This is a genomic window from Bittarella massiliensis (ex Durand et al. 2017) (assembly GCF_009876955.1).
GTDB lineage: Bacteria > Bacillota > Clostridia > Oscillospirales > Ruminococcaceae > Bittarella > Bittarella massiliensis.
On sequence record NZ_WWVY01000024.1, the window covers coordinates 1 to 11,536 of the forward strand.

An 11,536-nucleotide genomic window follows, 5' to 3' on the forward strand; every position below is an offset into this window, starting at 1 on the left:
TCCCTGCTGACTCCAGAGGAACGTGCGCTGATCCAGGCGCTGTTCTTTGAGGAAAAGACAGAACGGCAATATGCAGATGAACTTGGCGTGTACCGCAATGCTGTTCATGTTCGGAAAATAAAGGTCCTCAAAAAGTTGAAGCTCTTATTGGAGAGTTAAATCTAATGCCCCTCACCTGGATATTGTTGGGTGAGGGGCATTTTTGACTTCCTCAAATAGAAACAGCCTGTCATACAATCTCGTGCTATGAGGATATACAAAATTCAAATTCGCACACTTTTTCTGGCATTGTAGTTCAGGTATAATATGAACAGAGGGATTTTTCAAAAAAAGCCCCCTTCTCCACCTAAACTCCACCTTTGTATGCTACACTATCTTTGGAGGTGCAAGCAATGTCAAAAATGATTTTGATTATAGAGGATGAAGAATCCATTCAGAATATTATCAAGGCGTTCCTGGAGGACGCAGGCTACACGGTGGTCCTGGCTGCTGATGGCCTGGACGGGATCGAACAGTTCCGGGCGAACAATCCCGACCTGGTGCTTCTGGATTTAATGCTCCCGAAAATTGACGGCTTTGCCGTGTGTGAGATCCTGCGGAAGGAGAGCCGGGTTCCCATCATCATGCTCACCGCATTGGATGATGACGACAGCCAGATGAAGGGCTTTGACGCCCTGGCAGATGATTATATCACCAAGCCCTTTTCCATGCCGGTTGTGATGAAGCATATCGAAGCGGTGCTGCGCCGGGCTGAACAGGGCGGCGCTGCGCCCAATAACGTGATCCGCTATAAGGAAATCACGGTGGACACGGACAGCCTTACCGTCCTTGTGGGAACAGAAAGCGTTTCCCTTACCACCAGGGAATTTGAGATTTTGAAGCTCCTTCTGGAGAACCAGGGCCGGGTGGTGTCCAGGGAAAGGCTGCTGGACACGGTTTGGGGCTACGACTATATTGGCGATGAAAAAATCGTGAATACCCACATCAAGAACATCCGTAAAAAGCTGGGTGTGGACTACATAGAAACCATGAGAGGGGCGGGATATAAAATTGAGAAGGAAGATTAGTCAAAGCATTCAGGCCAAAACCTTCCTCAGTATGCTGGCGCTGCTGGTGGTCTGTTGCATTATCATTTACGGCATGGTGATGATTTTCCTGCCGAGAAATTACCATACGGAACTGGAGGGACAGGTCACTTCCGATTTTTATGACTTGGTGGAAGTTCTGGAGCGGAATGGCTGGGAGGCCAGTTCGGACAGTCTGATGGAATTTTCCATGACGAACAACGCCTCGGTGGAAGTCAACGATAATTATGGGAATAATCTGTTCTCCGTGAATTTTGCCGACATGGAGAACATGGACACTTCTGCTCCCTCTATGAGCTGTTCTGCTACATTCCAGCAAGGCGGGCAAACTTACCATGTATTTGCCAATGCCGCCCTTGTCGCGGTGGCGCAGTCCTATGACATCCTGCTGAAGCTCATCCCCTTTATAGCCGTTGTGATTCTGTTGATTTCCGTCATTGGGGCGGTGGTTTGTTCCCGGTACTACTCCAAGCCGCTGGTCAGTATCAGCAACGTGGCAAAGCGGATGACCACCTTGGATATGACCTGGAAGTGTGAAGTCAACCGAAATGACGAGATCGGCGTGCTGGCCGCCAGCCTGAACGAGATGGCGGAGCAGCTCAGCAATGCGCTGGCCAGTTTGCGCTCGGCAAACTGGCAGTTGAAGAAAGATATTGAGCGAGAACGAGAACAGGAAAAGCAGCGCGTGGAATTTTTTACCGCCGTGTCCCATGAGCTGAAAACCCCCATTGCCATCATCAAGGGGCAACTGGAGGGCATGATCTATCAGGTGGGCGAATACAAAGACCGGGATACTTATCTGCGCCGGTGCATGAAAACCACCAATGACATGGAGGCGCTGGTCAAGGAGATTTTGTCGGCGGCGCGGATGGGCGGCAGCGATTTCCATCTGGAGCGCACCGACCTGGACATCAGCCAAATGCTGCGAAAGGTCTGCCAGCAGTTCCGTGGCCGGATGGAAGATAAACAGATCGAGCTTCGCATGGACATCCAGCCGGAATACCACTACCAGGGGGACAGGCGGCTTATGGAGAAGGTGTTCACCAATGTGATCGGAAATGCCGTGGCCTATTCGCCGGTGGGCGCGGTGATTACTGTCATCCAAAAGGACGAGGTGTTTTCCGTGGAGAATACCGGCGTCCACATTGCTGAGGAAGATTTGGAGCGTATCTTCACTCCTTTCTACCGGGTGGACAAATCCCGGAACCGGAACAGCGGCGGCAGTGGCCTGGGGCTGTATATCACTAAAACCATCCTGGACCACCACGAAATCATCCACAACATGGTTAATACGGAAAACGGCGTGAAGTTTACGGCGTTTTTGTGGTGATGGCACTATAAACTCTTATGAAAAAAAGCGTTGGGTGTGTAGCTAACAGTTACCATGCCCAACGTTTTATGGATTTCCCTACAGATTTAGAAGCGCTCTCTGGCGAGGATTAGATAATCTGTCCTGCCTTGTCCATCGACCATGCCGGGAAACCCCGAAATAGCGGGCTTTTCAGTGGCTTAAATGCGTAGACAGGCATAATTTTCCGTTTAATTTTACGTATAGATATTCTATGCAATGGTTGACACTATGTAGTTCCAATGCTATAATAGAATAAACTACACAGCATCAATCAAAGGAGGCGCTTTATGGAGCAGCAACTTTCTATTTCAGAGTCAGAGTGGCGAGTAATGAAGATTGTTTGGAGTAATTCTCCACAAACACTTCCCGAAATATTAGACAGGTTAAAAGAAACAGGTTGGAGCAAGACGACTATTCAAACATACCTTGCCCGTTTGGTAAAAAAAGGAGCATTGACTACAAAACGTCAAGGAAAGGGATACTTATATTATCCAGCAGTATCAGAAAGTGAATGCCAGCTTGCGGAAAGCCGCAGTTTTCTAAGCCGCGTATATGATGGTTCCCTGTCTAAGATGGTAATGGGATTTGTCAAAAACGGCAATCTTTCGTCTGATGAATTGCATGAGCTAAAGAGCTTGATCGAGCAGCAGGAGAAAACAGATGCAGATACTCGGTAACATTTTCAATGCGATTATTTTTGTATCTGCTATTGGCGGTATATTTTGTGTTTTATCTCTTTTTATCAATCACATTCTGCGTTGTACGCTGCCGCTATGGTTTCCGCTTTGCGGTATGATCCTTTTTTGCGTTCCATTCCTTTCACCGGATGTGTTTCTCATATCACCAGAAACACAGGAATGGTTAAATGGATTTTATATTGCCTGTTGGGTATGGGTGTGTGGGTGCGGTATTCTTTTCGTCTATGATACGATACGCTCTATAATGGCAAAGCGGGCATTGAAAGGATACCAGATATGTAGCACTGAGCGTCTAAATGCTCTTTGCTTACAATGTGCGGAAATTGTCGGCTTAAAAAAAGTGCCTGCACTATATTGGGGGACTTTGGATAACCCCATTTGCGTTACCGGCGCAATCCGCCCAGCAATTATCATGAGCAAAACAGTTATAGAAAAGCTGACCGATGGCGAATTATCCGCTGTCTTTATCCATGAGTTGACCCATATTAAGCGGAAACATATTCTTTTGGAGCGTATCTATGATTATGTTTGCATATTAAACTGGCTCAACCCTTTTGCGTGGATTGCTAAAGGAGATTTTTCACTACATTGTGAAACGGATTGCGATTGCAATGCCTTAAAATTTTCGCAGGGAAAAGTCACAGAAACAGAATATGCTGCGGCTATTATCCGACTGCTGGAACTGTCTACGGTTCAAGCTACAAAACCCGGTAAAGGGATTGGCGCACTCAGTTTTGTGTTGACAAAACGTAGAATCAAACGGATCACCACAAAATCATCAAAGATCAGGGACAGGATGATAACGGCTATTCTGGCTGTTTCTCTGATACTTACGGTTGCTTTTTCCGTACAATTCAGCAGAGAACATTTCTATCCTTATCCGGCCTATAATACTGGTACAGAATATGGTGCGGGTTACAATGAGTAACCCGTATCATTAAAGTCTATAAATCTACGATTGTAGTTAAATGGAGGAGCGTATGAATACAAACATTGAGATTAGTCACATTACTAAAAAATACAAGAGCGGCGTGACCGCCCTTGATGATGTCAGCTTTCGTGTTGGCAGCGGTGTTTTTGGCCTGTTGGGACACAATGGTGCCGGAAAAACTACGCTGATGAAGGCATTGGTTACGGTATTAACCCCATCAGCAGGCATAATCCGCATTTGCGGTTTTGATACCGTGAAACAGGGAAATGAGGTCAGAGCAAGGATTGGGTATTTGCCACAGGAACTTGCCATGTACCCCTCTCTTTCTGTATTTGACTTTGTAAATTACATGGCAGAACTCAAAGGCATTCATAACAAAAAAGCTGTCAGTAGCGTGTTGGAGCAAGTTGAAATGCTGGAATTTTCCAAACGCAAAATAGGGCAGCTTTCCGGCGGCATGAAACGGAGGGTTGGCATCGCGCAGGCGCTGATTGGCAATCCTCAAATTCTTGTTGTTGACGAACCGACAGCCGGTCTTGATCCAGAAGAACGGGTGAGGTTCCGCGGCCTATTGTCAAGATATGCAAGAGAGGGCCGCACCGTTTTGCTCTCTACGCATATTGTCGAAGATATTCACCAGCTATGCGAAGAACTTGCTGTTCTGCGGAAAGGGCATCTATTTTATGCAGGTACATCTGCCGCCCTATTAGAACGGGTAAAAGATAAGGTAAAAATCCTACATTTAGAAAATGAAAACCAGCTTATCGAGCTTCAAAAGAAATCTGTAGTATTGTCGACGACATACGAGAGCCACGGATTGACTGCGCGAATAATGGACGAAAGCGGGCTTTTCTCACAGGCCACACCTGTCACGGCGACTTTGGAAGATGCTTATGTGTATTGTATGGGAGGGAAAGCCCATGCGTAAAATGTTTTCTGTTCTCCATTATGAATATAAAATGCAGTTCAAGCGTCTGGTTACATGGGGTGTACTTCTTGTAGCGACGGCACTTTCTTTACTTGACAATTTCCCCTCTGCTGGGAATTTAGCTCGGTTGGAGTTTTTGAATGAGCCAGCATACTTTGTTTATCGGATTGTGAGCCTCGACAGCCTTGTTTTATTGTTCGGTCTGATGTTCTTATTGGCAGGACGTATTCCGATAGATACTAAGACAGGAATGAAATCTTTGCTGATGTCATCGGCCTTACGAAAATGGCAATATGTGTTGGGAAAGCTGTTGGGCGGATTTCTACATGTTTTCTCCATGCAGTGTATTTTTCTTTTACTTAACACGACAATTTATTTTATTGCTGCGCCGTTTGAAATTTCCCGGATTGAATGTATTGTCCCGTTGGTAAAAGCAATCTTTGTTTCTTTAGTTCCAGTGAGCTTATTTGTCAGCTTTTGCTCGATTGCCTTGCCGGGGATGATTGACATTCGCTTATTCTATATTCTGGCTGCAATATTGTTTGGGTTTAATGCCACCTATGTAGGCTCGGCAGAGGCAATGCCGTTTTACTTGATTACTTCCGGCGATTTAGTCCGTTTGATATGGGTGCATCCGAGATGGCCGTTTGTTGATATGGGAAGCGTTATTGCAAATGGATTTTTCCTTGTAGGAAGCGGTCTTGTGTGTGGTAGCCTGCTGTTTTTGAAACACAAGTTTTGGAGGTCAGAATGATAGCGCAAATTGAAAGCGAAGTAAAAATTTTCGGGATAAATTTCTTTATTGTATCAGTGACCTTTACGGTTGCGATGATTGTTCTTTCTATCATAGCCGGAGATCTGCTTGATTTTTACCCGGTCAGCTTTGAAGTGGTATTCCCGTTTTTTGTGACAATCGTTGTTGGTGAATGGGGAAAGACAAGAGCAGACAGTAATTTTGATATTATTGCCGCACAAAGTAAATCTCTTTTCAAATGGGTATTGTTACGTTACATAATCGCTTTCGCAATATCCAGCTTATTCGCGGTTTTTAGCATGGCAGGCGCGTCAGTTGTGCGATACGAAATGCCAATATGGGAATTGATTGTGCTGTATTTCCCACCAACATTCTTTTTATCGTCGCTGTGTGCCTTGTTAGGAATTATATGTAGGCAAGAACATATTGCAACATTAGTTTGTGGGGTTATATGGCTGATAATCTTATTGACACGAAGCCTGTTAAGATTTCCTGGGTTAGAATATGTCTACTTGTTTATCCGATTTGCCGGAGATCAAAATAATATTTGGCTATGGAACAAAGGAATTATTACTTTGGCAGGTCTATTTTTATGGTGTGTTATTTACTGGAAATGCAAAAGGATTGATTGAGGTGTAAGAAAAATAAATATCGTTTTTATCTGCCCCGCCAGACGGGAAAAGAAAAAAGCCGTTGCTCAGCAGGTAATCGTCACGTCCTACGTTTGACTATACGGCGGCTTTGAATAAATCAAGGCCGCCGATTTTTTTACACCTTATCGCCAACTCCACCTAAAAAATATCTCAACTCCACCTCAACTCCACCTTCGTAGTGTACCATAAGGGTGTTCCCAGCAGACGGGAGCACCACCGGGGCGGTAACACGGCCCCGGCGAAAAACTACGTTAGGAGGTACACAAGTGAACCCACTGGTTTTACTCGAAGGAAATGAGGTGGCTCAGACATGAACTTGTGCAAACGGGCCTGCCTGTATTCCATCCGCAAAAAGGGCAAGACCCTCACATTGCTGGCGTTTCTGCTGGTCATGGCCACGCTGATGCTGACCTGCCTTTCCATCCAATCGGCCACGGAAACAGCCAACGCCAATATTAAAAAAGCCCTGCTGGGCTATTTCACCATCAACGCCAAGACGCTGGAAAACGGCATCCCGGAGGATACGGTGAGCCAGATTCTTGATGTGGATGGCTTGAGCGGCAGGTACACCCTGCGCTCCTATACCTATGCTACTTATTTTGACGCAGACGGGAACGGTCTTACGATCAACACCGAGGGCGCTGCCCAGGTGCCGGATGGCTATGAGAACGCCGGACGGGTAGTGGCAAACTCCAATTCCCAGGAGGACAGCTATTTCACCGATGGCGGCTTTGAGATGGTGGAGGGCAGCCCCATCACTACCGAAACCGGCAGCCAGGTGTTGATCCACGAGAAATTCGCCCAGCGCAACGGCTTGTCTGTGGGCGACACCATGCTGCTGGGGAATGTGGAGGACAAAGATAAGACTATCCCCGTGACGGTGGCCGGGATCTTCACCAATACCGAGGAACAGGATTCCATCGGCATGGCCCCGTCCTATGACCTTTACGACAATATCGTTTTCACCGACCTCTCCACCGCCTCTTTCCTGCTCTACGGCACCGAGGGAACCACCAATGTCCAATACGGGGATTTTTATGTGAACGACCCGGACGAACTGGAGCGCATTATGACCGATGTGCAGGAACTGGAAGGCGTGGATTGGGAAAGCTGCACCCTGACCCGCTACGACAACGACTATCAAAACGCCAAGGAATCCCTGGAGGGCTTGCAGAACATCGTCTTTATCGCCATCGCTGTGGTATCGGTGATCTGTTTCCTGGTGCTGGCCCTGTTCCTGACGCTGCGGCTCCGTGGGCGAATCCATGAAACCGGCGTCTATCTGGCCATGGGCATTTCCAAAGGCTCGGTGCTGCTGCAATACCTGCTGGAAGTGATCCTTGTGGCGGCCATCGCCCTGGTGATTTCCTTTGGAACCAGCACAGCCATTTCCCATCAGATCGGGAGCAGCCTGCTCTCCCAGGTGACAAGCGAAACCTATGAAACGGTGAACTTGACCGGGGAAAGCGAAGCTGCGGAAGAAGAACCCACCGAGGATTTGGGCCTTGCCGAGATTGAGGTGGCTGTTTCCGCCGAGGATTACGCACTGGTGTGGGCTTTCGGCATGGTGCTGTGTGTGGCCTCTACCGCACTGGCGGCCTACCCGATCATGAAGATGAAGCCCAAGAGTATTTTATCGCAGATGAGTTAAGGAGGTGCAGGCGATATGAATTTAGGAATACGGGCGATTTTTTATAGCGCACGAAAGTGGAAAAAGACACTGCTGGTGTTCTGTTTGCTCCTGGCCATTACCACTTTGGTGCTGTCCGGCCTTGCCATAGCTGACGCACAGGAAGAACAGGCTGAGGAAGTCCGGGGAACCACCGGGGCCAGCTTCACGGTGGAGCGAGACATCTCTACGGGCGGCTGGAACGGTAATTACAGCACACAGGAATTTATGTCCGAGGACATGATCCAGCAGATTGCCGCAGTGGATGGCATTGCGGGGTATGACGCCACTTTGATTACCCTGCCCCGTATCTTCAATGATAAGGGCGAGGAACTGGCCCATGAGAATTACAGCTTCTACAACTACGGCTCCTACAATTCCCAATACCATGAGCTGTTTCTGTCGGGCCGGTTTGAACTGGTGGAAGGCACCCACATCACCGATGATATGACCAATAGCATTATTATCAGCCGGGAACTAGCTGAGTGGAACGGGCTGAAGGTTGGGGACACCTTGACAGGCGTTTACTACCCGGAGAATAACACCCCGGAAGTGGATATGGAGATTGTGGGTATCTTCGATGTGGTGGCGGATAAGAACGACCAAGTGAATATGTATGATGATGCGTCCTATTACGCCTATTCCAGCTATGTTTTTTGCAGCATGGACGCAGCCGAGGGCCTGATTAAGGGCTGGGGCGAAGATGGCGAGGGCATTTCCGAAGCCTACTACTATGTCACGGACGCCGCCCAATTAGAGAATGTGATTCAGGAAGTGCAGAGCATTTCCTCTATCAACTGGAACAACTACAAAATCACCGCCAATGACGAGGTGTATCAGAATATTTCCAGCGCCCTTTCTGACACCGGCACCCTGATTACCACCCTCATCATTGTCATTACCGCTGTGAGCATGGTTTTGATTATCCTCATTCTCTCCATGTCCATCCGCAGCCGGAAACGGGAAACCGGCATTTTACTGGCGGTGGGTATCGCCAAGCCTGCGGTCATTCTCCAGTATGTATTGGAAACCCTGCTGATTGCGGTGGTGGCTTTCCCGCTGGCCTACCTCTCCAGCAAGCAAGTAGCTGGCACCCTGGGTACGCTGTTCGGCAAGGCGGCGGAGAATGTCATCGTTACGCCGGAGCACTTTATGCTGGTAGCTATCGTGGGCGGCATTTTGCTGGTGGCGGCAGTGCTGGTGTCCAGCATTTCGACCCTGCGGTTGAAGCCCAAGCAGATTTTGTCTCAGATGGAGTAAGAACATCCACCCCCTAAAATAACGAAATGAGGTAATCACTATGAGTATTATGGAAATCAAACAAGTGGGATATTCCTACGATAATAAAAAGAAAGTCTTAAAAGGCGTCAACGCCGAAATGGAACAGGGCAAACTCTACGCCATCCTTGGGCCTTCCGGCTGCGGCAAAACCACCCTGCTCTCCCTGATCGGCGGCCTGGACAGCCCCGGCAGCGGCCAGATTTACTTCGATGGGCAGGACATTGCCAAGACGGGGCTTTCCGACCACCGGAAAAACCATGTGGCGTTTATTTTCCAGGCGTACAACCTGATCGACTACTTGACCCCCGCAGAGAATGTGTCGCTGACTTCCAAGCTGCCGCCGCTGCCAATTCTGGAGCGTCTGGGCCTGACGAAAGAGGAAGCCAAGCGCAATGTGCTAAAACTCTCCGGCGGCCAGCAGCAGCGTGTGGCCATCGCCCGTGCCCTGGCAAGCGAGGCCCCGGTGATTCTTGCGGACGAGCCTACCGGCAATCTGGACGAGGACACCGCCCAGGACATCACGGAAATTCTTAAAGAGAGCGCCCACAAGATGAACAAGTGTGTGGTGGTCGTTACTCACTCCAACGAGCTGGCGAAGCAGGCTGATGTGGTATTCCGGCTGAAAAAGGGTGAGCTGCAGGTGCTGGAGCGCGTTCAAGATGGAGCCGCCCAGTCCCAATCCCGCAGAAACAACGCTCCCCGCAGTGAAAGGAGGGCGCATTGATGGAGATGGACAGCAATCCAATCACAAAGCCCTCGAAAAAAGGGGCTATCCTTTCCGCAGTATTTTATGTGCTTGCGGTGGTGCTGCTGATTACGGCTTTTGTTTCCCTGGCAGCCTGCCACCAAAACATTTCCCGGCAGCTTGAGCAGGGTGTCCCTGTGCAGGGAAATGAACTGGCCATTGTGAATCTCTATCTTGCAAGCTGTGTGCAGTATTTCTCCTTTGCCGCCGCCATGGTGTTTTGCGGCAAGGCTGCCCGCAGGGTGCTGGCGATTCAGAGCGAAGCGCCGGTACAGGTCGCGCCTTATATGCTCAATCCCCCGGCAGAGGCCACCGGCTCCACTTTTACGGAAGAGGTGGAACCGGAGGAGGACGATACAGATTTTGAGGCTTGGGGATTCCGGGAAAAGGGAGAATAAATAAAAAAGACACGCCGGCGGGCTTGCAGAGCAGCAAGCCCTCGGCCATGTCTTGAAAACAGGAGAATGGAGGTGATTCCCATGCAGCAAACAGAGTGGGTTTATTGTCCCGTCTGCGGGAATAAAACCCGTGATCGAATCAGGGAGGATACGGTTTTAGTCAATTATCCTCTCTACTGCCCAAAGTGCAAACGAGAGAGCTTAATCCAGGCGAAACAATTACATATCGTTGTCATCAAAGAGCCAGACGCATAGACGCAGAGCCGATGAACCTGTGAGAATTTCCCACGGACATCGGCTCTTTTTTACTCTTTGGGCTGGCTGTCCAAGGCTGCCCTAACTGTCGCCTTGATGATCTGCATAGAACGCTCATCGCAGTTATACAGCATACGGACAAGGCTTTCCATTTCAGAATCCTCAATCTGCTTTTCTGGGAAGAAAATCTGATCGGGTAAAATGGACAGCTCCCGAATCAGCTTGTAGAGGATGTCATAGCTGGGCTTTTTGCCTTCGTTCTCAATACGATATATAAATCTTTCGCCTACTCCGACTTTGGCGGCCAGATCTTCGACCGTAATATCTGCTTTTATGCGGGCATTCTTGATGATCTCACCAAGCGTTTCATGTTTACTCTGCACCTACAGTTCACCTCTCTTTCTATTTTACAGATTTATGCCAGATTTATAATGGCATAGCAGTTCAAATTTTAGAGAACTGACAGTGCAGAGAAAAGTGAACTGATCCGAATTGCATAGATGGCCCTGCCAATAAAAAAAACGAGGTTTTGGCAGGGTGGTTTGTCATGCCATCCCTCCAGACCACGTTTTGGCCTGGAGGGATATTTCATGCGTTGGTCATCCTGCGCACCGCTGCTCATTAGAAGCAGCGAGTATGATTCTATGTCGTAGGCCGCCTGTTTGACGGTGTACGGTCAAAAAAACTTCCCGTTTTTCAACGGGATATTATGCCTTTCATACTGAACCATCATGCCATGATTTACACGAACTAAAAGGAAACGCACTTGCTGTTGGGGCTGTTGTCCC

Annotated in this window: 14 protein-coding genes; 13 read left to right on the forward strand and 1 reads right to left on the reverse strand. The window is 48.5% G+C overall.

Annotation, left to right across the window (positions count from 1 at the left end; all coding sequences use genetic code 11):
- Positions 1-6: 6 nt before the first annotated feature.
- The 13 genes from GT748_RS14410 (at position 7) to GT748_RS14470 (ending at position 10,748) form a co-directional block, all read left to right on the forward strand.
- Positions 7-159, forward strand: a complete 153-nt coding sequence (locus GT748_RS14410) for a sigma factor-like helix-turn-helix DNA-binding protein (RefSeq protein WP_279237293.1) — start codon at positions 7-9, stop codon at positions 157-159.
- A gap of 233 nt (positions 160-392) precedes the next feature.
- A complete protein-coding gene (locus GT748_RS14415; RefSeq protein ID WP_149889477.1) occupies positions 393-1,067 on the forward strand; it encodes a response regulator transcription factor in 675 nt (224 codons plus the stop codon).
- Complete coding sequence (locus tag GT748_RS14420) at positions 1,051-2,415, forward strand: sensor histidine kinase (RefSeq protein WP_199884592.1); 1,365 nt, start codon at positions 1,051-1,053, stop codon at positions 2,413-2,415. The genes GT748_RS14415 and GT748_RS14420 overlap by 17 nt, the downstream gene beginning before the upstream one ends.
- Before the next feature lie 308 nt (positions 2,416-2,723).
- Positions 2,724-3,113: a BlaI/MecI/CopY family transcriptional regulator gene (locus GT748_RS14425; protein ID WP_072849258.1), complete on the forward strand. Its 390-nt coding sequence runs from the start codon at positions 2,724-2,726 to the stop codon at positions 3,111-3,113.
- The gene (locus GT748_RS14430) at positions 3,097-4,062 is read left to right on the forward strand and encodes a M56 family metallopeptidase (protein ID WP_075877483.1); all 966 of its coding nucleotides are present in this window, start codon (positions 3,097-3,099) and stop codon (positions 4,060-4,062) included. Before GT748_RS14425 ends, GT748_RS14430 begins: the two co-directional genes overlap by 17 nt.
- 52 nt (positions 4,063-4,114) lie before the next feature.
- Positions 4,115-4,993 (forward strand): ABC transporter ATP-binding protein, encoded by an 879-nt coding sequence (locus GT748_RS14435; protein WP_161213486.1) that lies wholly within the window; start codon positions 4,115-4,117, stop codon positions 4,991-4,993.
- The gene (locus tag GT748_RS14440) at positions 4,986-5,747 is read left to right on the forward strand and encodes a hypothetical protein (protein ID WP_149889371.1); all 762 of its coding nucleotides are present in this window, start codon (positions 4,986-4,988) and stop codon (positions 5,745-5,747) included. The genes GT748_RS14435 and GT748_RS14440 overlap by 8 nt, the downstream gene beginning before the upstream one ends.
- Positions 5,744-6,379, forward strand: a complete 636-nt coding sequence (locus GT748_RS14445; RefSeq protein WP_154259026.1) for a hypothetical protein — start codon at positions 5,744-5,746, stop codon at positions 6,377-6,379. The genes GT748_RS14440 and GT748_RS14445 overlap by 4 nt, the downstream gene beginning before the upstream one ends.
- Positions 6,380-6,710: 331 nt before the next feature.
- The gene (locus GT748_RS14450) at positions 6,711-8,051 is read left to right on the forward strand and encodes an ABC transporter permease (RefSeq protein WP_154259024.1); all 1,341 of its coding nucleotides are present in this window, start codon (positions 6,711-6,713) and stop codon (positions 8,049-8,051) included.
- Between the two features lie 15 nt (positions 8,052-8,066).
- Positions 8,067-9,329 (forward strand): ABC transporter permease, encoded by a 1,263-nt coding sequence (locus GT748_RS14455; protein WP_154259022.1) that lies wholly within the window; start codon positions 8,067-8,069, stop codon positions 9,327-9,329.
- Between the two features lie 40 nt (positions 9,330-9,369).
- The gene (locus GT748_RS14460) at positions 9,370-10,074 is read left to right on the forward strand and encodes an ABC transporter ATP-binding protein (protein WP_154259020.1); all 705 of its coding nucleotides are present in this window, start codon (positions 9,370-9,372) and stop codon (positions 10,072-10,074) included.
- A complete protein-coding gene (locus tag GT748_RS14465; protein WP_243133836.1) occupies positions 10,074-10,493 on the forward strand; it encodes a hypothetical protein in 420 nt (139 codons plus the stop codon). The genes GT748_RS14460 and GT748_RS14465 overlap by 1 nt, the downstream gene beginning before the upstream one ends.
- Before the next feature lie 81 nt (positions 10,494-10,574).
- On the forward strand, positions 10,575-10,748 hold the full coding sequence (locus GT748_RS14470; protein ID WP_149889430.1) for a cysteine-rich KTR domain-containing protein: 174 nt from the start codon (positions 10,575-10,577) through the stop codon (positions 10,746-10,748).
- A gap of 50 nt (positions 10,749-10,798) precedes the next feature.
- Here GT748_RS14470 and GT748_RS14475 read toward each other — a convergent pair whose 3' ends face one another.
- On the reverse strand, positions 10,799-11,131 hold the full coding sequence (locus GT748_RS14475) for a helix-turn-helix transcriptional regulator (protein WP_087168760.1): 333 nt from the start codon (positions 11,129-11,131) through the stop codon (positions 10,799-10,801).
- Positions 11,132-11,536 lie beyond the last annotated feature (405 nt).